The sequence below is a fragment of the Paenibacillus terrigena DSM 21567 genome (assembly GCF_000374845.1).
Lineage (GTDB): Bacteria > Bacillota > Bacilli > Paenibacillales > Paenibacillaceae > Paenibacillus_K > Paenibacillus_K terrigena.
Genome location: NZ_KB895415.1, coordinates 137001 through 157891 on the forward strand (window position 1 = coordinate 137001; position 20891 = coordinate 157891).

Below are 20891 nucleotides of genomic sequence, written 5' to 3' on the forward strand. Positions count from 1 at the left end.
ATTTTTTCCAATTAAGCATTCATTCATTCATCATCGCATCTGCTGCGAGGTGTATTAACAATTTGGCTGCCGTATACATCGCCTGCTCATCAAAATCAAATCGCGGATGGTGATGCGGATAATGCATGCCCTTCTCCGCGTTCCCCGCACCGACTAGAATGAAGCATCCTGGGACGCGCTGCAAATAATAAGCAAAATCTTCAGCAGGCATCATTTTCGGCGCTTCAATTGTCTGTTCTTCGCCGAACAAATGCGTCGCAATGCGTTGGTACCGCGCTGTCTCTGCCGCATCATTCACTAACGTCGGATAGCCCATTAAGTAGTTCAGATGGACATCTGCACCGTACATCGCACAGGTCTGCTCAACAATCGTCTCAATCCGACGTTTGATCAAACTGCGTGTTTCTTGATTGAAGGTTCTAGCCGTCCCCATGATCGAGCATCGTTCTGCGATAATATTCTGCATTGTTCCCGCTTGCATCGATCCCACCGTAACAACAGCCGAATCCAGCGGGTCCACCGAACGGCTTACGATTGTCTGAAGGTTCATGATCAGGGCTGCCCCTACGAGCACACTGTCAACGGTCACATGTGGGACACCGCCATGCCCGCCTCGCCCTTCAATATCAATGAAGAATTCATCCGCTGCCGCCCAGAGCGGGCCTGCAACACTCGCCGTCTTACCGACAGAAATCGGAGTCCAGAGATGTACGCCATAAATGATATTGACACCCTCAAGAACACCCGCTTCGATCATTTGGATCGCACCGCCGGGGCAAGTCTCTTCAGCAGGTTGGAAAATAAATCGAAGCTCACCACGGATCATGTCCCGATGCTGGCTGTAGTAATTCGCAATCCCGAGTAGTGTGGACGTATGTCCATCATGACCGCAAGCATGCATTACGCCCGGTACCGTCGAAGCATAGTCACAAATCTTCTCGTCTTGAATCGGTAGAGCATCCATATCTGCCCGCAGCGCTATGGTCTTTCCCGGAAAATCCCCTCGAAGCGTGCCGACAACCCCATGTCCGCCTACCCCAGTCTTTACCTCAATTCCCCATGTTCGCAATCGATCTGCAACGAATTGTGCTGTTTTGGCTTCTTTATAGGAAAGTTCAGGGTTCTTATGCAAATATCTACGCCACTCCACCATAGATGAAAAGATATTCAATAATACATCTTCACGAAATTTCATCTCCATGCAAGTTTCCCCTCCCCTTGATTTGTTAACTACTATCCCATGATTTTCATGTTTATTTCTATCATTTTCCTCAATTCCGAACAGATTGTCCACCTAAATTTCACAAAAAGTTCATAACCATTTTCACCCAACTCTCGGGAGGGAAGGCTTGCGTATCATTAGGAAACATACTATCATGAATATTGAATATGGAGGCTTAGTCAATTTAAGGAGGATATATAACGATGATATTTGAAAATACAGGCTTAATCGGTCTCAAAAGCGACTTGGCCTATTTAGATGAAACAGCAGAAAAATTAGGATTTGTTCGTTGGCAATGGGAATATACACGCGCTACATACGATTACAAGATGGAAGATAAAAAAAATAATAAAGAATATTACTTACGTATCAATACACGCGCAATCGAAGGCAAACTCGAGAACCCGGATGCGATTCTTGCCATTGAAGCGGTGTATATGGGCATAACAACCTTCCCGCATGGTCTAGACTATGAAACACCAATCCCAGCGTCGTTCGTCAGTGCGGCCGAACAAAAAATCGAGCAGCTTAAACGTAACCTCGAAGCTTAATCGGTCCAATAGATGAGAGATAAAGAATCCCAAACAAAACGACGGGGTACGCCGGATTTTCAGTTATTAATTCTCACGGTTCTGCTTGTTGGTTTCGGACTCGTTATGGTCTTTAGTGCCAGCTCCAGCATTGCAGTCATCAATAAGAACTTTAATTACGATTCCTTATACTTTGTCAAGAAGCAAATGATGTGGGCAGGTCTTGGGTTTATCGCAATGATGATTGCCATGAATATACGATATGAGAAGTATAAGAAGCTGTTTATTCCGTTCTTCATACTGACCATTATATTACTCGCACTTGTACCCTACGTCGGGAAGAGCCTTAACGGGGCTCGTAGTTGGTTTGGGATCGGTTCACTCGGAATACAGCCGACAGAACTTGCCAAGATAACGACCATCTTATATCTCGCGGCGCTCATCTCGAAGAAGGGTGAGACGTTCCGCGATTTCAAAAAAGGCTTTTTTCCCGTCATGCTGATCGTCGGCTTCGTTGCTGGACTCATCATGCTGCAGCCGGATTTAGGCTCCTGTATGATCCTGATCGCTTGTTCGGGCATCATCATTATTGCAGGTGGGGCGAATTTGAAGCATATATTCGCCTGTATAGCGGTCCTTGTCGTTGGAGCCAGTATCGTCTTGGGGATCAACTTCCTCATTAACGGAGGCTCGGGTGGCGGGTATCGCGTAGGGCGGCTTACCTCCTTCCTTGACCCTTGGCAAGATCCACAAGGGACAGGCTTTCACTTGATTAATTCACTCAAGGCATTAGGGCATGGTGGACTAACGGGAGCTGGCTTTGGACAGAGTATTCAGAAGCTGCATTATCTTCCGTATCCGTACAATGATTTTATTTTTGCTGTCATTGGCGAAGAACTGGGGTTTATCGGTAGTGCGATATTTTTACTCTTCTACCTTTACTTTATCTGGCGGGGCTTGATTGTCTCCTTACGTTGTCCAGATCGCTACGGAACACTCGTAGGTGTCGGCATTATGGGGCTATTCGCTGTTCAGACTTTCATTAACATCGGTGGGGTAACTCAGACCATACCGATCACTGGCGTTACGCTGCCATTAATCAGCTATGGGGGGTCCTCCCTCTTCATGATGCTCGGCAGTATCGGAATTTTGCTCAGCATCTCCCGAGAAGCCAATCGGCCTTCGGATACGACAACCAAAGTCACGAAGAACCGCCGCATAACGCTTTAAGAGGTTGTTCAAAAAGTCACTCTAACAACAATAAAGACTCCGAGAGGTCGTATCTCTTCGGAGTCTTTTCAGGTTATGTCGTCATCACTACTATCCGTAGTCGTCTTCATATGTGTCTCGTGGACTGAGTCATTTCAGCTTCTGAGTCTCTTCCTTCAATTGCTGCTCTTCCTCTTGGAACGTAACCCCTTCCACCTTCACATTCACTTCTACGACATGAAGGCCGGTCATATTCTCTACCGCTTCGCGCACGTTCTGTTGAAGATCACGGCATACTTGGTGGATCATGGAGCCATACACCACGATAACTCGCAGATCAATCGCTGCTTCTAGCTGACCTACTTCTACGATGACACCTTTCTGAGCATTCTTCCCCGTTAACCGCTTCGCCCAGCCTTCCGAGATCCCACCCGACATCGCGCTAATACCTGGGGTCTCCAAAGCTGCAAGCCCCGCAATTGTAGATACAACATCATCAGAAATTCGAATAACGCCAGATTGTGCTAGTTCTTCTGTCATGGACTTGTCCTCTCCTTTCAATAGCCATAATAACAATAGTTTAATGCCTTTGATGATCGAAAGCAAATAAGTGCACCTCGAGACATTTACTTCAAGAAAAAATTGGTTTATAGTTAGAGAAAAAATTATCGAGGTGTGGAAAGTTTGAAACAGAAGTTATTTTATGGTGCGTTGATCATCACATTTATATTGAGCGGGCTTGCTCATTATACCGGGATGAATGCAACCATTCAATTTATTATCTCGGCGATTTCGATTATCTTCGTCGCGGGATTCCTCGGTAAAGCTACTGAGAGTGTTGCTCATTATGCGGGACAGCGGCTTGGTGGATTTCTGAATGCGACCTTCGGGAATGCAGCAGAACTTATCATCGCCATTTTCCTAATCAAAGAAGGTTTGTTCGATATGGTGAAAGCCAGCTTGACTGGGGCCATCATCGGGAACCTACTGCTCGTCCTGGGACTTAGTCTTTTTACTGGCGGACTCAAATACAAAGAGCAGAAATTCAATGTATCGCTAGCTGGACATAATGGAACCCTCATGCTCATGGCAGTTGCGGCCTTGTTCATACCAGCGATGTTCGCCGGCACCAAGGTGATCACTCCTTCAGAGACGAATACGCTCAGCTTAATCGTCGCAGGCGTGCTGATTGTAGCATACATATTCTGGTTATACTTCTCTATGGTCACGCATAAGAATGTCTTGTCTGATCAAGAGGAGATGGAACCCGATCACCATGAAGAACCCGCTTGGTCCAAATCCAATTCGATTCTATTCCTTGTTATAGCGACCGTCATGGTAGCGTTAGTGAGTGAATGGCTCGTTGGAACCTTACATGAATTTTCGGCCAAATTCGGCTTCACAGAGCTCTTCCTTGGTGCATTCGTCATTGCGATCGTTGGTAATGCAGCAGAACATAGTGCAGCTGTCATGATGGCGCTTAAGAACAAGATTGGCACATCGGTCGAGATTGCTGTCGGCAGCAGCCTTCAGATCGCGCTATTTGTTGCTCCTGTCCTCGTATTCGTCAGCTTCCTCTTCGGAAACCCGATGGATTTCGTCTTCACCACGATTGAGCTCGTCGCGATTGGCGTATCTGTCATTATTGCCAAATCCATCACGCAGGACGGAAAGACCAACTGGTACGAAGGTTTCCTGCTCTTACTGGTCTATATCATCCTTGGCGTTGCCTTCTTCCTCGTCTAGGTCATACGCTATAAATAAAAAAAAGGTAGCTCTCCATGATGGAAGCTACCCTTTTACATTTAACGCCTCATATAAGACCGCTAAGTTCCGCTCAAGCTTGCTGAGAATCTCTTTACCTACTGCTTCCTCAATCAGGCCAGCACGAACGGCAAAATCAACCTCACGCGAGAATCCATACATTTGCGTATCAAGCACTTCCTCATATAGAGGACACTTGCGGGTTGCCAGATTCTCCATCTGAACTTCAATAAGTTTCTCGATTTTATCTGCATCTCCCTGAAGCAGAGACAAAGCTTTTAGATTCAATTGTTCCATGAAATCTGATGAAGACATGTAACTCCCCCCTCTATGCCCGAAAATCAATATACTGCTAATCCTAATATTAAGCGATTATGAGCTATTACACAAGAAAATATAGAAAAAAAGCGCCCCTCATTACGGAAGGCACGCTTTCTTCATGAACATGTCACAATTAGACAACGGCTACTTGCAAACCGTGTTTCTCGAATACTTCTTTCATTGCTGCTCTTGCTTCTTCTTCATCCGGACCGTGGACGTGAAGTTCGTAGGCATGACTATTCACAAGTGTTGTGAAAAGGCCGAGAATACTTTTGACGTCGATATACTTGTGCTCTGCTTGTAGTACGATCGATGAACGGAATTGACTTGCTGTTTGAGAAATCTCTACGATAGCTGTGTTGTTGTTAGACATGGGAACGACCTCCGTCTAGTACGAATTTTTATACAATTTCATGATACATTGATCCTCTGTGTAAACGCAACCACTAAATTTACAAGCTGTTATTTCAAGTTCTCTGGATTGAGCGGTTCCAACTCAGGAATCACGAAAATTCCGTCTTTACGGATCAGAACATCGTCAAAATAGATCTCACCGCCGCCATACTCTGGACGCTGAATTAACACCAGATCCCAGTGAACCGCGGAACGGTTGCTGTTATCCGCTACGTCATACGCTTGACCCGGCGTGAAGTGCAAGCTGCCCGCGATCTTCTCATCGAATAGAATATCTTTCATTGGCGTCAAGATATATGGATTGAATCCAATTGCGAATTCCCCAATGTAGCGCGAGCCTTCATCCGTATCGAGAATCGAATTCAACTTCGCTGTGTCATTCGACTTCGCTTCAACGATCTTCCCGTTCTCGAAGCGGAAGAATACATTCTCGAAAGAAATTCCGTTGTACACCGTCGGTGTATTGTATTGAAGCGTTCCGTTAACGGAATCACGAACTGGCGCTGTGTACACTTCACCATCTGGAATATTCTTCTGACCCGAGCATTTCTCAGCACCGATGTCTTTGATTGAGAAAGTCAAATCAGTTCCTGGCGATACGATACGAACTTTGTCCGTCTTCAGCATCAGTGCTTGAAGTGCATCTTGCGCACGATCCATCTTCGCATAGTCGAGGTTACATACATTGAAATAGAAATCCTCGAAAGCCTCCGTGCTCGTATTCGCAAGTTGTGCCATGGCTGCATTCGGATAACGTAATACGACCCATTTCGTTCTTTTCACACGCTCCTCGGAATGAATCGGATGGCTGTAAATGGAGTTGTAGAGTTTCAAATTGTTCTCCGGTACATCCGAAAGATCATTCACGTTCTCTCCCGCACGAATGCCGATATAGCAATCCATCTTCTGCATCCGAGCAAGGTCGTACTCCATCCATGTTTTCAGATGTTCTTCATTGGTGTTCATCAGCATAGCGCGAAGCACTGTACGATCCGTTAGCTCAACGAATGGATGTCCACCACGTTTTGCTACTTCTTCGATGATGCATTTTAATAAGTCGCGCTCCGTACCGATCATTTCAATCAGTACATTCTCACCTGGTTGTACATCAACAGAATAGCCCACCAAGTTCTGAGCTAACTTCTCCATTCTCACATCTCTCATCTTCGTAAACCTCCCCTTAATATCACCTTACAGCAGGTATTATGTATAGATTTATTGCATGCAGTTATTGTACCATGGTCAAATCTAAACGTAAATTCATTGGTAGCCATCAAATTGGGATTCGGTCACTACAACCTCTTCGCGTTTCACGCCATCCTCATGATAGTTCGTTTTTGACTTGGAGTAAAGCTTTGCTGGGAGAAGTGATGAACGATTAATCCATAATGTATAAGACGAATTAACTTGCATATTTTTTGTCATTTTATGTAATTTATTGTTACCATTAGATATAATTTGACCGAGCTCTGATTGAAGATTTGAACGATCACGCAATGATAAAGAATGAACGTTCTGAACTTGAATTTTCCGTTCTTCTAATTTACGCATTTCATCATTTAAATTCTGGATCAATAGCTTCTTTCCTGCTTCAGGTTCCAAAGTCATCCGCATAACGATGTGCGTTCGATTCGATGCATAGGGATCAATCTCCATCGATTTCGAGAGATTCTTAATCTCTTCAAGCTGCTTCAGCGGATTCCAGCGATCTGCAAAAGAAGTCTCTTGCTTGTTCGCCATCGACATCTGGAATCCTTGCAGCTGATGTGCCGTTACCTTTCCTTGATACATAATGGGTTCTCGAATAAGGGCTTGATTGCCCCCATAGATCATGGATTTACCACGAAACGTAAAATTATCAGTACCCGATAGACCAGATAGTGCCATTTGATACAATTCATTCGGATCCTTCTTGGACTCAATGGAAAAACATCCCGTCGTACTCACCAGTAAACACGCAGAAAAGAAATAAGCTAGCCCACGTAACCATCGATCCCACACCCAACTTCTAGACACTTCTTTACGCTCCCTTCCATAAGCCCGTAGTCGCCTTATATCTTTTCCTGAACCCTTGAAGTTATGCGCTCTGGGACTTTGCACGCAACAAAAAAGTACCCATTCTAAATGAAAGGGTACTTGGCATTAATCAATTGTAATTCGATTACGTCCATTATTCTTCGACTTATACAGTGCCATGTCTGCCTTATAAAAGAGCAGCTCCACACTGATCTTATCGTCATCCCAGTTCCACTCTGATATGCCGCAGGATACCGTTACGCCGGGGTTCGTCTCGATCTCAACACGGCTCCGGATACGCTCTGCCACACGCGACGCTTGAGATTTCGAGAGCTGCGGAAGATAGATCGCGAGCTCTTCTCCTCCCCACCTCGCTGCAATATCCGAATCTCGAATCGATGAGCGAATAATCTCACAGACCTGGCGTAATATTTTATCGCCAATCTGGTGACCGTACGTATCATTAATCTGCTTAAAGTAATCGATATCGACGACAATTAGAGAGCCGCAGAAATCAATCTTCTGCTTCTGGTGAACACGGTCATCTAAATAGTGCCTAGCATAGAGTCCTGTTAAATTATCATGATTCGCCATCCGTTGAACCTTCGCATGCAGCGAGGCATTCGCGATAGCAAGACCAATATGAGTGGAAAGCACTTGAAACAACTTGAAGTTATCATAAGAGAAGTAGTTCGCATCACGATGAGATAGAAGGATTGCACCATTTACTTCATTATTAATGACAAGCGGAACAGCCATCAATGAACGTGAATCCGTCTCCTCCATGAATTCAGAACGAACCTTGCTGAACATTTTATAATCAAGAAGGATGAGCGGTTCTTTCGTTGCATACACGAGTCCGCTGAACCCGTAATCTGTGGAGTATATTTGCTTAGAGATCTCATCGACATTGCTAGACATGACTTTGAAAAAGCTTTTCTCCCCATCTAACTGAAGAATGGAGCAATATTCTGCCTTGAAAATATGCAACAACTCGTTCAATGCAAAATCAAATACTTCGCTTAAGCGTAGACTCTGATTCAGCTGCTTCGTTAATTCATTAATAAGTCGCAGCTCGCGAATGAGCATATTTGACTGTTCATACAACTTAGCATTTTCAAAGGCCGTACCGGCTGTGTCAGCTAGCATCGTAATCAATTGAAAATCAAGATCCTCAAGCAGATGCATCTCCAGACTAATGAACAACACACCGTATACCCCTTGCTTACCACTCAGCGGTACGGCAATGTTAACCTGTTCATTCTCTGATTCTTGCGAAGAAGTCTCTTGAATCATACGACCTTCCATAAATGCACGCACACACAAATCATCGGTAAAGTTATGAAGGATAAGCGGCTTTACATGTTCGTTCGCACTGCGATGATCTGAGGAGATATATAATTCCATACTTGCTGATGGATATAGAAACGAAATACTCTCGATGACTTCACTGAGCACAGAATCGACGTCAAACTTTCCATGGATCCGTTGGACAACATTAAAAAACACAGTCTTCTTGCGAGCTTCTCGATCTGAATAATTCTGCAGCTGCATCAAATCACTGATAAATATATGCTCAAATCGACGGTAAAAATGATTACGTAACGTCAAAACAGCCATGGAGAGCAAATCCAGCATACTGGACTCGTACACATGACCGGGCAGCTGGTATGCTACAACGGCAAACACTTCCTGCCCCTTACGACTTAGAATAGGCACAGCGATCGTTGCCTGCGTATAGACAGCAACCGTAGGTTCCTTCGTTGTAATGACAGCTTGTACAACCTGCTCGTTCCATGCTGCAACAGGTTCTTCCGGGCTATCACTTCGATTAGAAGCAATCATCTTCCCCTGATAGTCGAATACGGCTAACACACCAAGATGAAGCTTTTGAAAATCTGAGATTACACCCAGCCATTCCTGAAAGCTTGCTATAATAAGGGGTTCGATGTATGGATAATCACTGCTAGCAATATCTTGTTGTTGCAGCCATAGCTCATTATCATCGTAAGTACTTGAGGGTGAAGTAGGCCATTGGACTGTATGATGTTGTTTGAGCTCTACTTGAGCATTTCGTAGATTATGAATCATACGCTTCCCACCACCCGCTTTATGTCATCAAATCCTTGCAACGAAAAACCTATTCTCATCATAACGTTTTTTCATATATTTTGCACTAGTATTCTAGCAGTTCTTCATATATTTTTAGGTATTTCGAACTATAAATTTTTCTGACGTACCGGATAACTTGACATTCGTCTAAGATTTCATATAATATTTATTGATGAATGCATCGGGCGTAACGATTGTGTCACCCTCACGAAATTTGTTGCTGACAGGACAGCGGCTGAACTATTCATGTCAGAAGTTGAATGCGAGATGAACTCGTACAACGTTAAACAAAATTCGGCGCAAAAGGACCCCACTAAATTTAACATTAAAGGAGTCTTTTATACATGTCACGTTACACAGGTCCTAAATTTAAATTAAGCCGTCGTCTTGGAATTTCCTTGAGCGGTACTGGTAAAGAATTGAAACGTCCTTTCCCTCCAGGACAACACGGTCCAAGTGGACAACGCAAAAAAATCAGTAACTACGGTATGCAACTTCAAGAGAAACAAAAACTTCGTCACATGTACGGTTTGAACGAAAAACAATTCCGTAACTTGTTCGACAAAGCTTCCAAAATGCAAGGTATTTCCGGTGAAAACTTCATGACTTTGCTTGAGAGCCGTTTGGACAACCTCGTATATCGTCTTGGTTTTGCAAACTCCCGTGCAGGCGCTCGTCAGTTGGTTTCCCATGGTCACATCACAGTTAACGGTAAAAAAGTAGATATCGCTTCTTACCTTGTTAGCACTGGCGATGTAATCAGCCTTCGTGAAAGAAGCCGTAGTCTTTCTTCGATCAAAGAAGCTCTTGAAAACCGTAACCACCTTGCTGGTTACCTTGAGTACAACGACAACGCTATGGAAGGTAAATTCATCCGTTTGCCAGAGCGTGCTGAGTTGCCTCAAGAAATCGATGAGAAACAAATCGTCGAGTTCTACAGCCGTTAAGATCGATTATTGCATTTCGAAAACCCTTGGTCCTCGGATCGAGGGTTTTTTTCTTCTTTTTTGCGTCGTTGCCCCTCTCCACTCACAGATCTCTTTTCCAAAAGGTACCCCACTTATGCTATAATAGTGCTGTTAAAAGGAGGCCAATGCATGGACGAAGAAAATTTGCAGACACAATCCGATAAACCTGCTACCAAGAAAAGATCCGGTGGACGAATCGCTTGGAGCATTACGAAATGGTTGTTATTTGTCGGATTTACGATAGGGTTATTCGGAGGCAGTGCCGTTGTCGGCTATGTTGCTTCCATTGTCAAAGAAGACCCTGTTCGATCTGCCGCACTCATTGATGAGAAGATACACGAGAATTCTGAGACAGGATTCGTATATTTTAACGACGGGACGTTAGTGGGACAACTGCGAACCGACGAAGACCGACGATTAATCGCGCTGAAGGATATTCCACAGCCACTAATCGATGCGGTACTAGCCATTGAAGACAATAATTTCTATCATCATATTGGAATCGACATCAACGGCGTGTTCCGGGCCGTGAAGCAGAAAGTATTGAATGAAGATGTTCAGACCGGCGGAAGTACACTTACGCAACAACTCGCCAGACGTGTATTTCTGAATCTAGACCGTACGAACAATCGGAAAATCAAAGAGATTTTCCTCGCAATCCGGCTAGAACGATTCTTGACCAAGGATGAAATCCTAACGGCTTATCTGAACAAAGTCCCGTTCGGCAATGGCTCTACAGGATACAATCTGTTCGGTGTCAAAGCCGCTGCCAAGGGCATATTCAATCTCGAAATCGATAAGATCAATATCGCGCAAGCCGCATATATTGCAGGGCTGCCACAATTGCCAAGTGCTTACTCTGCATTTAATGGTAAAGGCGCATTTAACGAAAAAGGGTTCAAACGAGCCGTAGAACGCCAAAAGCTCGTACTGCGTCGTATGCTTGAAGAATCAAAAATTACAAAACAACAATATGACGAGGCGCTCAGCTTCGATATTAAGGCCTCACTCGCGAAGCCGAATCAAAAAGCTTATAATACATACCCTTACCTCATGATGGAAGCGGAACGTTCTGCTTCGGAGGCCTTGGTGCTTAAACAAAACCCATCATTGACGGTTGCGGATTTGCGTAAGAAAGAAAATGCGGAGCTCATGCAAGATGCACGTGAGCAAATGCTGCGCAGCGGTTACAAAATTTATCTAACGATCGACAAGAAGATCTATGATGCAATGCGTAAGATCGCTAGCGATCCGAAGAATTTCTCTCCGGACAGTAAAACAAAAGGCATGGAGCAAACAGCAGCTGTCATGCTCGATCACAAAACAGGCGCAATCCTCGGGATGATCGAAGGTCGTGACTACTATGTTGAGCAAATGAACTATGCGACACAAATGCTTCGTCAGCCTGGTTCTGCGATGAAGACAATTGGAGCCTATCTGCCAGCGATCGAAGATGGCTCAGTCCAACCTGCTACCATCCTTGACGATGCACCGATCGTGCTAAAAGACGGAACAAAAGGCTTCCATATCCCGAAAAATGCGAATAATCGCTACAAAGGCTTAGTTACGGCAAGGCAAGCATTAAACCAATCACTCAACTTACCAGCCTTGAAGATATTCCTGGATAAAGTCGGGATCGAGAAAGCATGGGCTTTCGTGAAGAAGCTTGGGATCACTTCCATTCAACCGGAAGATTACTATGCGCAAACAGGCGTTATCGGAGGTCTGAAGTACGGGGTTTCTGTTGAGGAGCTCACGAATGCTTACGGAACGATCCCGAACAAAGGCGTTCTGAACGATGCCTATATCATTCAGAAGATTGTGGATACCAAAGGAACTATCATCTATCAGCATCAGAATAACCCTCAAACCGTATACTCCGAGCAGACGGCATACATTATGCAGGATATGCTCCGTACGGTCATTGCTGGACCTTCAGGAACAGCAGGTCGATTGACTGGAGAATTTAAGAAGTATGGTAAAATTCCAATTGCCGGTAAGACGGGTACGACACAAAATTATGGCGATGTGTGGTTCATGGGCTTCTCACCTGATATTACACTCGGCGTCTGGGCGGGATATGAGCAGCAGATCAATACGTTGACAGGTGACGGGAAAATGCGCGCTCGTAAAATCTGGGCGACGATTATGAATCAAGTTACTGATATCAGGCCGGAATTATTCCAGACCAAAGCATTCGAGAAGCCAGATGGCATTGTATCTATGACCGTGTCAGGCTACAGTGGTAAGCTTCCTACGGATCTAACGCGACAAGCGAATCGGCTTGTGACCGATATCTTTAACAAGAAATTCATCCCGACCAAGCGAGATGACGCCATTACGAGTATGAAGATCATTTCATATAACGGCGTCAATTATATCGCGCAAGACGCAACTCCTGCAGATATGGTGCAAGAAAAGGTTGTCGTCAAGCGAGAGAAGTCCATTCAAGATTTGATCGAGGAAATCCAAAAAGCATTGCCTAGAATGCCGAGCAGCAGCCGGAAATCCATTCAATCCTATCTGCCGCAGGATGCGGATCTTGATGCGCCATCCAAAACAGATCCGAGATCAGACGACGGGCATGCACCAGGAGCACCGCAAAATGTGCAGCTTCAGAATTCCAGCGGGAAAGCGATTATCACCTTTACTCCGAATAGGGAAGCAGACGTTGTTGGCTATCGCCTATACCGTTCGATGAACGGCGGCGGATATCAAGTGACTTCTACACCGGTGTTAACAGGGCAACCTGCTCGATTCTCGAACTTCGTATCCGGCAGTAATGGATACAGTTATTATGTGACGGCTGTTGATGTTGCAGGCAAAGAATCTGCACCAAGCTCTATCGTATCTGCCAATGGAGGCAGTTCGAACCTTCCAGGCATTCCGGTCACACCAGATCCAGGGACGACAGATCCTGGATCATCCGTTGGAACGGACCCAAGCACAACCGATCCAACAGGGAATACGAGTGGCGAGACCACGAATCCACAGGATAATGAGCAGTCAGGACCACCGTCCAAGCCTAGCAAACTAAAAGCAAAGTCATCGAATATGGGCCTTGAATTAACTTGGCAGAACAATTCCAAATCCTCTGTCAAAGAATATCGAATTTACTACAGCGATAAGAAAGATGGGAACTTCACCCTTCTCGCTTCTTCGACAGAGTCGCATTTCGAATACATCGGTACTGGCCTTACTGGCTATTACCGTGTAACTGCAGTCAATGATGCGGGGGAATCCTCACCTTCATCTGCTGCGTACTACAAAGAATAAATAAAAACGCCTAGTGCACAAATCGTGCGCTGGGCGTTTTTTCCGTGTTTTACGGTGTCATATGCTGAAGGAATAAGGTTGCGTTAAAGAATCGTTTGGCCATCGATTGAAAATAAGAAGTCTGGACAGACAACATCGTGATAAATACCAAGTTACTTATCGCTTCCCTTTCCTTCTCCGAAATTTCATTCAGTCCCGCAGCATATTCATCTGCCTTTTGCTTGATTAAATTTTCCAAAATATGATCTTGATTCCTCTTCCCGCTCTCATGTCCGGATAAATCCAAAACCTGGTCATTATTTTTATCCAATTGCTCAAAAATCGATGTATATGCCGTATAGATCTGCAAAGGGCTTACAGGACGACGCGTGTTCCCTGCTTCCCCTTGGCCGAATACAATCGTAAGCAGTTTACGTATAGAATCAAAATCAAGCGTAGCCTTTAGATCATCAATCATAAAAATAAGTGCCGCTTGATCAATGGAATACTTTTTTCCATGGTCTGGTACACTGATAAGGTCTTTAAAATCTCGCTTCACCCAATTCTGTACGGACGTAATCGAATAGTGAGAGTATTCAATCTGATTGCCTAACGCGATAATTTCATTTAGTGAAAATCCTGTGCTGCGTGCAGTCATCTTGATTAATTTCTCAAAAATAGGCGGCAACGAGGTTTCAACGAAGGCGCCGAGCATCTTGCCACTCGTCTTCTCAGCAGCATGTGTCTTGGCCCAAGCTTGCTGCAAGATCACTAACGGTGATTTGGAACCTGTATAGGCTATACCGCTGAGCAACTCAGACATTTGGTATCGTGTTATCGTAAAAATCTCCATGGAGATCCCCTTTTCGCAATAAGTTCATTTGAACTTATCTTAAGACTTTCGCTTCTGATTGTCAAAGCGAGCATAAATAAGCGATTCGATGCTATTCCCTGGATGTAAACCCCCAAAATGAACGGATAACGATGAAATGCATTCGAAATCGACTTTGATATTATTGAATATTACTCCTATAATTAGTTCATAGTATAAGTTCATAAGAACTCATATTAAATAAAATAAAGCCATAAGGAGACTTTAGAGAATCTAATGCCTATTCTCAATCTATTTCTTGTCGCATTACTAATCATCGCAACAGCTTTCTTCGTTGCTACTGAGTTTGCAATGATTAAGTTGCGGCCCAGCCGAGTCGATCAACTGGTGTTAGAAGGCCGTAAAAATGCAATGGCTGTCAAAATTGTGACTTCCAATCTTGATGGTTACTTATCCGCCTGTCAGCTCGGTATTACCATTACCGCCCTTGGCCTCGGGTGGTTAGGAGAGCCAACGGTCGAGCAACTACTGCATCCCCTATTCGAACAACTAGGAATTGCAGATCGTGCAGCGTCCATTATATCTTTTATTATCGCGTTTCTGTTAGTAACCTACCTGCACGTTGTGCTTGGTGAGTTGGCACCTAAAACATTTGCCATTCGTAAAGCGGAGACGATCAGTCTACTTACCGCTCGACCGATTATTTACTTCTATAAAATCATGTACCCGCTCATCTGGTTGTTCAATGGATCTGCGAACGCTATCGTCCGTCTATTCGGACTGGCACCCGCGAAGGAGCATGATGAAGCCCATTCCGAACAAGAGCTTCAGATTATTTTGAATGAGAGCTACGAGAGCGGCAAAATTAATACAACGGAATACGGCTACGTTAGCAAAATCTTTGCCTTTGACAATCTATTAGCCCGTGAGATTATGGTTCCTCGGACCGATATGATCTGTCTCGATGCAGATCAGTCGATGGAAGAGAATCTTAAGATTATACAACGCGAACAGTATACACGTTTTCCGGTCATCTCTGGGAGCAAAGACCATATTATCGGGATGATTCACACGAAGCAGTTCATTGTAAATAAAGATCTCTGCGACGGTTCGAACATCAAGCCATTAATTCATAACGTACTGACGGTATCCGAAGCAATCCCGATCAAAACCTTGCTCAAACGTATGCAGCAAGAACGTACACATATCGCGGTACTCATTGACGAATACGGCGGTACTTCCGGTATGATTACGATCGAGGATATTTTAGAGGAAATTGTCGGTGAGATTCGTGACGAATTCGATGCGGATGAACAAGCGCCTGTCGAGAAGATTAATGATGACCATTATATCCTAGATGGGATGGTCCCACTCTCCCAAGTCAATGACATCCTGAACACGCATTTCGAGAGTGAGCATGTCGATACGATTAGCGGATGGCTCTTCGAGCAGCATCCCGATTTATCCCGCGGCGGAGAATGGTGTTATGGAGACTTCCTATTTACGATCAAGAAAGCCGATAAACACCGGATTCGCAGGGTCGAAGTGAAAAAAATAGACGCGGAAGCATCTGAATAAAGTATCATACGAAAAGCCCTCTTACCTTCGAGATGAAGTGCACCCCTTAGAATAGACATTGGAAAAACCCCTAGGTTAATCCGATGAAATTCTAAGGGGTGCACTTTTTATGGCGATTAAAGGACAAACATTTAAATACTATCCAAAATCATTGAAGGTAGAAGCAATTAGATTGCATATGGAAGAAAGCTGGAGCTTCAGAAAGATCACAGAGCACTTGGAGATCCATGACAAGGACCGTGTAAAGAAGTGGATGAGGAAGTATCGGCGTGAAGGACAAGCTTCCTTCGGGGATCTAGAGCCATCTATGATGAGCGCAACAAGACTGTGGGATACCGCAGGATCCAGGATGAATTATACCGCCAATATAACCTTATCGTGAATCATAAGAAGGTATTGCGCTTGATGCAGGAGCTAGGTATTAAGGCAATCATTCGTCGTAAATATGTCCATCGTACAAGTTACGAAGCTGCTGTTTCCGAAGGTAGGATTGCAGAGAATATATTGCAAAGAAATTTCAAAGCAGATAAACCGAATCAAAAGTGGGTTACGGATATTACGCAGTACCGTGTATTTGATGAAAAGATTTATTTATCCGCCATCAAGGATTTGTGGAATAACGAAATCGTTAGCTATCACATTAGTCGTCACAACGACAATCCATTGGTTCTGGAGACGTTTAGAAAGGTATTTGAAAAGCATAAAGACGTGACTGGATTGGTCGTTCACAGCGATCAAGGAAGCCAGTACACGTCTCATGCTTACCACGACATGCTGCCACAGGTTGGCGCCCAAATCAGCATGTCACGCCGAGGCAATTGTTACGACAATGCCTCCATGGAAAACTTCTTCTCTCATTTGAAAGTCGAAGCACTCTATCCTTATGATATACGATCCATCGCTGAGGCACAAAGACGGATTGAAGAATTCATACGTTTTTACAACGAAGATCGCGCACAACGAAAACTAAACAAGCTGACTCCGGTAGAATACCGGCGCCAGCTTGTTGCCTAGGGCTTTTTCTAATGTCCACCAAAAGGGGTCTTGACCAAGATTAAGGTGAGGGGGCTTTCTCTGTTACGGTGATTTTGGATTAACGGATTGAAGGAATGTGGTGATATCTTCCAAGTAGCCATCTACCATGAGCTGCCGCGGAAAAAATACAGCAGTTAGATTCGTTAATACGGTGGACGAGGCAATGCTTTCTTTGATCATGGAATGGCCTGTATTCGGGTAATATCGGATGGATAACCATTTTGGATCAATAACCTGCATATAGACCTCCCTTGTATTATTCACATCGACATTTTGATCCTGACCTCCGAGGATTAGCAATAATGGTCTCTGATTATACTTCAAGTCATTCGTCGCATCCGATTGATAATTTTTTTGAACAAATCCCCAGCGATCCCTGCTTAAAGGGTCTTCCGTATCAACCACCGCCAGATAATCCTCATAAGGCGCATGTCTATCGAGCAGCGCCAGTATTTTATCACTTTGCTGCTCTCTGGCAGCAATTTCATGATCTGAGTAGCCTTCAGCTTTCATGACTGCGCTTGTATTGTATCTTCCCTGTGATATCCAATTAATCGCGGGCGCAACAAGAATACTGAAGGCAATCCCTCGGTCGTCCCGTAAGACTTTGGGGATCACCCACCCTGCCTGACTCGCCCCCCATAACCCAATCTTACTCGCATCAATTTCAGGGAATTGACGGGCCCACGCAATCGCCTCGATCACTTCTTGTTTGCGATCTTCCATACTCTGATGCAACCAATTTCCGCTCGATCCATTAATCCCAGGTTTGTTCCAAGACAACGAAGCGTATCCTGACATTGCAAGCTTTTCCCATAATGGTCTGTAACCACCATCATAAGAATCATTCTGAGGACCATCCCCATGAACAAATACAACAAGCCCTAATTTCCCTTCGAAGTCTTTGGGTGTCACGAGAGTTCCTGTTAGTACACCTGCTGAGGTATTGATCGTGACTTTTTTTTCAATCATTTGATAGTTATTCTGATAGATGCATACGCCAATGGCCAAGAAGCAACATCCAACAATAGCTAGTAAAATATATACAACACGTTTAAGCATCCTTCCACACCTCATCGTCTGGCAATTGTTGAAGTTCATACATAAAATTGGTTTGAGCGATACCTGGTTGAATCTCAACATGTTGCTTCTCTACACAATGAAAGCCTTGTCGGTCATAGAAGGGATAATTGCATTTTGTATTCGTGAACAAATAAAAATTCGAAGCTCGATTCTTTTTCATATACGAAATGAACGAATGCAACAGCTGCTTGCCAACTCCTTTACCCTGTACATCCGGATGTGTCACGAGCAAGACAAGCTCCCCGTCATAATTGGTCGATCGTACATTTTTTAACATGCGCTGCTGAAGTCTGTCTGCCGCCAAGATGGATCGAATGAAAGCTCGGCCTTCAGTTGATAATAATAACTTTAGAGTTGCAGGTATTAACATTTTTCCATATTTCAAATTTGAGTAGAGCTGATATTTACTCTTATGACGACCGATAATAACTCCGACAGGCTCTCCGTTTCGTACCGCTACTGTTGAGAAACTACCAGAAGCCATCGCTAGGTACAGAAAAACTTCCTCTATATGCTGCAGAATCTTGTAATCAGAGCAGCCCCTCTCAAACTCCCATACCGTACTGCACAATCCCATTAAAGATGGTACGTCTTGCTCGCGCATGGATCGATATTCAATCACCTTTCTCCCTCTCCCTACCTTATTTGACATGACTTCTACCTGACCCTACAATAAGGTATACAGTAACTGTATAGTCAAGAGAGGGATTTATGGACCAACTTCCAAAAAATTATTTCACAACCGGTGAGTTTGCCAAACTTCATCACATCAACAAACGGACACTGATGTATTACGATGACATTGGATTGTTCAAGCCTCAGTTCAAGGACAATCATGAGTACCGCTATTATGCTTACGAGCAAAGCGAACTGTTGCTTGTCATTCTTGCCCTGCGTGAACTTGATATATCCGTCAAAGATATTAAAGCCTATATGGAAAACCGGTCTCCTGATGAATTGATCTCCCTGTTAGTAGAGCAGAAATCCAAAGTAAATGATCAGATACGAGTTCTCGAGAGAATAGATCAGTTATTAACCAGAAAAATCTCGTCCCTCGTTGAAAATAAAGATTCTTATATTGATTCCATTGAAATCATTCCACGGGCAGAAGAATATTTGGCTTTGAGTGAATCCATCTATTTAAAAGAGGAAAAAGACGTCCAGCGCATCCTTTATACATATATGGAAAATTGCAGAGCTTACGATCTCTACGATGGGATATCGATCAGCAGTATGTCTCGATTCGATGATATTATTCAAGGTAAAATATTAAATTATGAATATGTCTACACCCAACTAGATCAGGAATCCGATTATCCGCATATCTTCATCAAACCTGAAGGTCATTATTTGACGGCCTACAACAAAGGCAGTTGGGACGCGTTAGTCCGAACCTATTCAAAAATCATCACCTATGCGGAGCAAAATAATCTCTCATTAATCGGATATTCTTATGAACAAAGCATTATCGATGAGTCAACAACATCGGATGAAAATGACTATATCACCAAAATTTCCATACAGATATCGACTGAATCTATGACCAACACACAAAAAAGACGTTCAAATCAAAAATGATTTGAACGTCTTTTTCTGTTGTAGTACGAGAGATCCCTGACAGAGATTACTTGACCGCACCTGCTACCATACCACTCGTAATTTGTCGCTGGAATATGAAATAAACAACTAAAACTGGAATGATCGATAAGAGCAAGCCTGCGAACAACGGGCCCCATTCGGTCCGGTACTGCATCTCTGCCTGCATTACAGCAATGCCGATCGGCAGCGTGTACTTCGATGGATCGTTCACGAGGACCGTACCCATCACGTATTCATTCCAGATGTTCAGCACGTTCATAATTCCTACAGAGATTAAGCCTGGTCTCGCTAATGGCAACATGATTCGGAAGAATACCCCATAGTCTGATGATCCGTCAATTGAAGCGGATTCATCTAACTCTTTAGGCAGCGTCTTGAAGAAACCTACGAGTACGAATACCCCGAAAGATACGTTCATCGCCGTGTAGACCAGAATCAGTCCGAATAACGTATTGCTTAGATGAAGATCGGTTAAGAGGAAAAATAAAGGGATTAACCCTAGAATCAACGGAATCATCATCGACGCGAGATACAGATTATAAAGCGCCTGACTCCCCTTAAATCGGAAACGTGCAATGACATAAGCCGTGGTCGACGATAACAGCAAAGCTAGAACCGTACTCACAATCGTAACAAAAAGCGAGTTCATGAAGTATGTTCCAACATTGTAATTGGTCCATACATTCGCGAAGTTCTCCCATAGCAAGGGCCATTCCGGCAGGCTCCAAGGCATCTTGAGCAGGAACTGCTGATTATCTTTGAGCGAGCCAAATACAGACCATACCAAAGGATACAATACGCAGAGCGCCCATAGAATCATGATCACATAGATGATTGCGCTAAGGATTGAAGAACCGAGCGTTTTTTTGTGCATAGGCGTCCTCCTAAGAGTTTTCGCGGAGCGAAAACTCACATTGTAAGCATAGGCTGATTTTTCCCAGAGGGGAAATCAC

The 20891-nt window shown here is 44.1% G+C and carries 20 protein-coding genes; 9 read left to right on the forward strand and 11 right to left on the reverse strand.

Going from position 1 to position 20891, the window contains the following annotated elements:
- Nucleotides 1-19: 19 nt before the first annotated feature.
- Nucleotides 20-1201: an amidohydrolase gene (locus C558_RS0112210; protein WP_018756561.1), complete on the reverse strand. Its 1182-nt coding sequence runs from the start codon at nucleotides 1199-1201 to the stop codon at nucleotides 20-22.
- Between the two features lie 224 nt (nucleotides 1202-1425).
- On the opposite strand from C558_RS0112210, the gene C558_RS0112215 reads away from it, so the two are divergent.
- Together C558_RS0112215 and ftsW are read left to right on the forward strand one after the other, a co-directional pair.
- Nucleotides 1426-1773, forward strand: a complete 348-nt coding sequence (locus tag C558_RS0112215; RefSeq protein ID WP_018756562.1) for a YugN family protein — start codon at nucleotides 1426-1428, stop codon at nucleotides 1771-1773.
- Between the two features lie 12 nt (nucleotides 1774-1785).
- Nucleotides 1786-2982, forward strand: coding sequence for a putative lipid II flippase FtsW (gene ftsW / locus C558_RS0112220; RefSeq protein WP_018756563.1), 1197 nt, complete (start codon nucleotides 1786-1788; stop codon nucleotides 2980-2982).
- Nucleotides 2983-3111: 129 nt separating this feature from the next.
- On the opposite strand, the gene C558_RS0112225 is transcribed toward ftsW, so the two are convergent.
- Nucleotides 3112-3501 carry an Asp23/Gls24 family envelope stress response protein gene (locus tag C558_RS0112225; protein ID WP_026263877.1) on the reverse strand — a complete coding sequence of 130 codons (390 nt, stop codon included), beginning with the start codon at nucleotides 3499-3501 and terminating at the stop codon, nucleotides 3112-3114.
- Between the two features lie 144 nt (nucleotides 3502-3645).
- On the opposite strand from C558_RS0112225, the gene cax reads away from it, so the two are divergent.
- The gene (gene cax / locus C558_RS0112230) at nucleotides 3646-4707 is read left to right on the forward strand and encodes a calcium/proton exchanger (protein ID WP_018756565.1); all 1062 of its coding nucleotides are present in this window, start codon (nucleotides 3646-3648) and stop codon (nucleotides 4705-4707) included.
- Between the two features lie 45 nt (nucleotides 4708-4752).
- Here cax and C558_RS0112235 read toward each other — a convergent pair whose 3' ends face one another.
- From C558_RS0112235 to C558_RS0112255, 5 genes are all read right to left on the reverse strand, one after another.
- Nucleotides 4753-5040, reverse strand: a complete 288-nt coding sequence (locus C558_RS0112235) for an Fpa/YlaN family protein (RefSeq protein ID WP_018756566.1) — start codon at nucleotides 5038-5040, stop codon at nucleotides 4753-4755.
- A 139-nt stretch (nucleotides 5041-5179) separates the two neighbouring features.
- A complete protein-coding gene (locus C558_RS0112240; RefSeq protein WP_018756567.1) occupies nucleotides 5180-5419 on the reverse strand; it encodes an HPr family phosphocarrier protein in 240 nt (79 codons plus the stop codon).
- Between the two features lie 89 nt (nucleotides 5420-5508).
- Entirely contained in the window at nucleotides 5509-6624 is a 1116-nt protein-coding gene (locus C558_RS0112245; RefSeq protein ID WP_018756568.1) for an aminopeptidase, read from the reverse strand.
- 96 nt (nucleotides 6625-6720) lie between these two features.
- Nucleotides 6721-7476: a hypothetical protein gene (locus C558_RS0112250; RefSeq protein ID WP_026263878.1), complete on the reverse strand. Its 756-nt coding sequence runs from the start codon at nucleotides 7474-7476 to the stop codon at nucleotides 6721-6723.
- A gap of 126 nt (nucleotides 7477-7602) precedes the next feature.
- Nucleotides 7603-9567, reverse strand: a complete 1965-nt coding sequence (locus C558_RS0112255) for a sensor domain-containing diguanylate cyclase (protein ID WP_018756570.1) — start codon at nucleotides 9565-9567, stop codon at nucleotides 7603-7605.
- Nucleotides 9568-9932: 365 nt separating this feature from the next.
- Between C558_RS0112255 and rpsD the strand changes: the two genes are divergently transcribed.
- Entirely contained in the window at nucleotides 9933-10535 is a 603-nt protein-coding gene (gene rpsD, locus C558_RS0112260; protein ID WP_018756571.1) for a 30S ribosomal protein S4, read from the forward strand.
- Nucleotides 10536-10685: 150 nt separating this feature from the next.
- Nucleotides 10686-13832, forward strand: a complete 3147-nt coding sequence (locus tag C558_RS0112265; RefSeq protein ID WP_018756572.1) for a transglycosylase domain-containing protein — start codon at nucleotides 10686-10688, stop codon at nucleotides 13830-13832.
- A gap of 49 nt (nucleotides 13833-13881) precedes the next feature.
- On the opposite strand, the gene C558_RS0112270 is transcribed toward C558_RS0112265, so the two are convergent.
- Nucleotides 13882-14664, reverse strand: a complete 783-nt coding sequence (locus C558_RS0112270) for a DUF1836 domain-containing protein (protein WP_018756573.1) — start codon at nucleotides 14662-14664, stop codon at nucleotides 13882-13884.
- 255 nt (nucleotides 14665-14919) lie between these two features.
- On the opposite strand from C558_RS0112270, the gene C558_RS0112275 reads away from it, so the two are divergent.
- The 3 genes from C558_RS0112275 to C558_RS0112285 all read left to right on the forward strand — a co-directional run bounded on the left by C558_RS0112275 (nucleotide 14920) and on the right by C558_RS0112285 (nucleotide 17235).
- Nucleotides 14920-16221, forward strand: a complete 1302-nt coding sequence (locus C558_RS0112275) for a hemolysin family protein (RefSeq protein WP_018756574.1) — start codon at nucleotides 14920-14922, stop codon at nucleotides 16219-16221.
- 109 nt (nucleotides 16222-16330) lie between these two features.
- Nucleotides 16331-16603, forward strand: a complete 273-nt coding sequence (locus C558_RS30930) for a helix-turn-helix domain-containing protein (protein ID WP_018756575.1) — start codon at nucleotides 16331-16333, stop codon at nucleotides 16601-16603.
- Nucleotides 16549-17235 (forward strand): IS3 family transposase, encoded by a 687-nt coding sequence (locus C558_RS0112285; RefSeq protein ID WP_040674915.1) that lies wholly within the window; start codon nucleotides 16549-16551, stop codon nucleotides 17233-17235. Before C558_RS30930 ends, C558_RS0112285 begins: the two co-directional genes overlap by 55 nt.
- Before the next feature lie 63 nt (nucleotides 17236-17298).
- On the opposite strand, the gene C558_RS0112290 is transcribed toward C558_RS0112285, so the two are convergent.
- Nucleotides 17299-18318, reverse strand: coding sequence for an alpha/beta hydrolase family protein (locus C558_RS0112290; RefSeq protein ID WP_018756577.1), 1020 nt, complete (start codon nucleotides 18316-18318; stop codon nucleotides 17299-17301).
- A complete protein-coding gene (locus C558_RS0112295) occupies nucleotides 18311-18961 on the reverse strand; it encodes a GNAT family N-acetyltransferase (protein WP_018756578.1) in 651 nt (216 codons plus the stop codon). Before C558_RS0112295 ends, C558_RS0112290 begins: the two co-directional genes overlap by 8 nt.
- Before the next feature lie 89 nt (nucleotides 18962-19050).
- Between C558_RS0112295 and C558_RS0112300 the strand changes: the two genes are divergently transcribed.
- Entirely contained in the window at nucleotides 19051-19917 is an 867-nt protein-coding gene (locus tag C558_RS0112300) for a MerR family transcriptional regulator (protein WP_018756579.1), read from the forward strand.
- 46 nt (nucleotides 19918-19963) lie between these two features.
- Here the strand turns inward: C558_RS0112300 and C558_RS0112305 are convergent, their stop codons facing one another.
- The gene (locus tag C558_RS0112305) at nucleotides 19964-20812 is read right to left on the reverse strand and encodes a carbohydrate ABC transporter permease (RefSeq protein WP_018756580.1); all 849 of its coding nucleotides are present in this window, start codon (nucleotides 20810-20812) and stop codon (nucleotides 19964-19966) included.
- Nucleotides 20813-20891 lie beyond the last annotated feature (79 nt).

Bases quoted from the DNA above. Each gene is read 5' to 3' on its own strand.
- C558_RS0112235 (WP_018756566.1), bottom strand. From the start codon at position 5,040: ATGTCTTCATCAGATTTCATGGAACAATTGAATCTAAAAGCTTTGTCT.
- C558_RS0112270 (WP_018756573.1), bottom strand. From the start codon at position 14,664: ATGGAGATTTTTACGATAACACGATACCAAATGTCTGAGTTGCTCAGC.
- C558_RS0112225 (WP_026263877.1), bottom strand. From the start codon at position 3,501: ATGACAGAAGAACTAGCACAATCTGGCGTTATTCGAATTTCTGATGAT.
- C558_RS0112265 (WP_018756572.1), top strand. From the start codon at position 10,686: ATGGACGAAGAAAATTTGCAGACACAATCCGATAAACCTGCTACCAAG.
- ftsW (WP_018756563.1), top strand. From the start codon at position 1,786: ATGAGAGATAAAGAATCCCAAACAAAACGACGGGGTACGCCGGATTTT.
- C558_RS0112210 (WP_018756561.1), bottom strand. From the start codon at position 1,201: ATGGAGATGAAATTTCGTGAAGATGTATTATTGAATATCTTTTCATCT.
- C558_RS0112275 (WP_018756574.1), top strand. From the start codon at position 14,920: ATGCCTATTCTCAATCTATTTCTTGTCGCATTACTAATCATCGCAACA.
- C558_RS0112300 (WP_018756579.1), top strand. From the start codon at position 19,051: ATGGACCAACTTCCAAAAAATTATTTCACAACCGGTGAGTTTGCCAAA.
- rpsD (WP_018756571.1), top strand. From the start codon at position 9,933: ATGTCACGTTACACAGGTCCTAAATTTAAATTAAGCCGTCGTCTTGGA.
- C558_RS0112240 (WP_018756567.1), bottom strand. From the start codon at position 5,419: ATGTCTAACAACAACACAGCTATCGTAGAGATTTCTCAAACAGCAAGT.
- C558_RS0112255 (WP_018756570.1), bottom strand. From the start codon at position 9,567: ATGATTCATAATCTACGAAATGCTCAAGTAGAGCTCAAACAACATCAT.
- C558_RS0112245 (WP_018756568.1), bottom strand. From the start codon at position 6,624: ATGAGAGATGTGAGAATGGAGAAGTTAGCTCAGAACTTGGTGGGCTAT.
- C558_RS0112305 (WP_018756580.1), bottom strand. From the start codon at position 20,812: ATGCACAAAAAAACGCTCGGTTCTTCAATCCTTAGCGCAATCATCTAT.
- C558_RS0112215 (WP_018756562.1), top strand. From the start codon at position 1,426: ATGATATTTGAAAATACAGGCTTAATCGGTCTCAAAAGCGACTTGGCC.
- C558_RS0112290 (WP_018756577.1), bottom strand. From the start codon at position 18,318: ATGCTTAAACGTGTTGTATATATTTTACTAGCTATTGTTGGATGTTGC.
- C558_RS30930 (WP_018756575.1), top strand. From the start codon at position 16,331: ATGGCGATTAAAGGACAAACATTTAAATACTATCCAAAATCATTGAAG.